The sequence below is a fragment of the Vibrio rotiferianus CAIM 577 = LMG 21460 genome, from assembly GCF_002741985.1.
Classification (GTDB): Bacteria; Pseudomonadota; Gammaproteobacteria; order Enterobacterales; family Vibrionaceae; genus Vibrio; species Vibrio rotiferianus.
In genome coordinates this window covers 1-1,099 of record NZ_APHW01000068.1, presented here as the reverse complement: position 1 = coordinate 1,099, position 1,099 = coordinate 1, and the positions used below count along the sequence as shown (strand labels likewise).

The following is a 1,099-nucleotide window of genomic DNA, read 5'->3' as shown; positions in this document are numbered from 1 at the left end:
TACTGGTTCACTATCGGTCAGTCAGTATGTCAGTTTAGCCTTGGAGGATGGTCCCCCMWTATTCAGACAGGATATCACGTGTCCCGCCCTACTCGATTTCACTGAATGTGCGTTGTCAACTACGGGGCTATCACCCTGTATCGCCGGACTTTCCAGACCGTTCGTCTAACGCATATAAAGCTTAAGGGCTAGTCCAATTTCGCTCGCCGCTACTTTCGGAATCTCGGTTGATTTCTTTTCCTCGGGGTACTTAGATGTTTCAGTTCCCCCGGTTCGCCTCCTGCTGCTATGTATTCACAACAGGATACTTGCTTATGCAAGTGGGTTTCCCCATTCGGAAATCCCAGACTCAAATGGTTTTTACTACCTAATCTGGGCTTATCGCAAGTTAATACGTCCTTCATCGCCTCTGACTGCCAAGGCATCCACCGTGTACGCTTAGTCACTTAACCATACAACCCGAAGGAGTTCGAGTTGATGAACAAGTCACCAAAGTTGTCTGCAATTTTTATACATGATGCAGACTCGATTTTGCCGGACTCAAATTCCAAGAACACTTGAATGTGTTGTATTGGTGTTTGTCTTAAAGACAAACATTGAGAACTTTACAATCAACAATAAATTGTTGATTTGTCAGCTTTCCAAATTGTTAAAGAGCTAATCACTTCTAATGAAGTAACCATTTTTAAAAACTCTCAAGAGAGAATGTTTAAAGATGGTATCCCGTAGGGGAGTCGAACCCCTGTTACCGCCGTGAAAGGGCGGTGTCCTAGGCCTCTAGACGAACGGGACACTGGATTGAAGATATTGGGATATCTTCGTCTCTTTTACTTATAAACCGTATCAATCTGTGTGGACACTCATCGTGAATAATCATCGTATAAGGAGGTGATCCAGCGCCAGGTTCCCCTAGCGCTACCTTGTTACGACTTCACCCCAGTCATGAACCACAAAGTGGTAAGCGTCCTCCCGAAGGTTAAACTACCTACTTCTTTTGCAGCCCACTCCCATGGTGTGACGGGCGGTGTGTACAAGGCCCGGGAACGTATTACCGTGGCATTCTGATCCACGATTACTAGCGATTCCGACTTCACGGAGT

Annotated in this window: 1 tRNA gene and 2 rRNA genes; all 3 read right to left on the bottom strand. The window is 45.9% G+C overall.

Annotation, left to right across the window (positions count from 1 at the left end):
- Positions 1 to 452 (bottom strand): 23S ribosomal RNA (locus B853_RS15975); the annotation flags it as partial.
- A 264-nt stretch (positions 453 to 716) separates the two neighbouring features.
- Positions 717 to 792, bottom strand: a tRNA-Glu gene (locus B853_RS15970).
- Positions 793 to 881: 89 nt separating this feature from the next.
- Positions 882 to 1,099, bottom strand: a 16S ribosomal RNA gene (locus B853_RS15965); the annotation flags it as partial.